This is a genomic window from Paracoccus sp. S4493 (assembly GCF_000967735.1).
Classification (GTDB): Bacteria; Pseudomonadota; Alphaproteobacteria; order Rhodobacterales; family Rhodobacteraceae; genus Paracoccus; species Paracoccus marcusii.
This window is the reverse complement of sequence record NZ_JXYF01000236.1, coordinates 1-582: the sequence shown is the minus strand read 5'-3', so window position 1 is coordinate 582 and position 582 is coordinate 1. Positions and strand designations below refer to the sequence as shown.

The following is a 582-nucleotide window of genomic DNA, read 5'->3' as shown; positions in this document are numbered from 1 at the left end:
GACGCGCTGGCCGCCGCCGCCAACCAGCTTGTCGCCGATGCGCAGGCGGGTGGCCAGGTCACCAACCTGCGCGGCAACGAGACCGCGAACACCCAGACCGCCCTGCGCCTGGACATCGATCAGCAGAAGGCCGCGGCCTTTGGCCTGAACATCGGTGACGTGAACGCGATGCTGTCGGTGATCTTTGCCGGGCGCGACGTGAACGACTTTGCGCTTGGCAACGACCTGCGGCCCGTGGTGGTCCAGGGCGAGGCCGCAAGCCGCAGCCAGCCAGAGGACATCGAACGCTGGTATGCCCGCAACAGCCAGGGGGAAATGGTGTCCTTTGGCGCCTTCGCCGATCAAAGCTGGCAGCAGGAACCGCAATCGCTGGCGCGTTTCGGCGGCACACGGGCGCTGGAGCTCAGCGGGGCGGCCGTTCCCGGCCTGTCCTCGGGCGAGGCGATGGACGTGATGGAACAGATGGTGGCGGACATGGACGGCGGCTATGGCACCGCATGGACCGGGCTGTCGTTCCAGGAACGTCTGTCGGGCAACCAGGCGCCACTTCTGTTCGCGCTGTCGGCGCTGGTCGTGTTCCTG

1 protein-coding gene is annotated in these 582 nt (G+C 67.5%); it reads left to right on the top strand.

Going from position 1 to position 582, the window contains the following annotated elements; translation table 11 throughout:
• Positions 1 to 582 (top strand): efflux RND transporter permease subunit (locus tag TW83_RS16645; protein ID WP_045983902.1); only part of this gene is annotated, 582 nt, incomplete at both ends.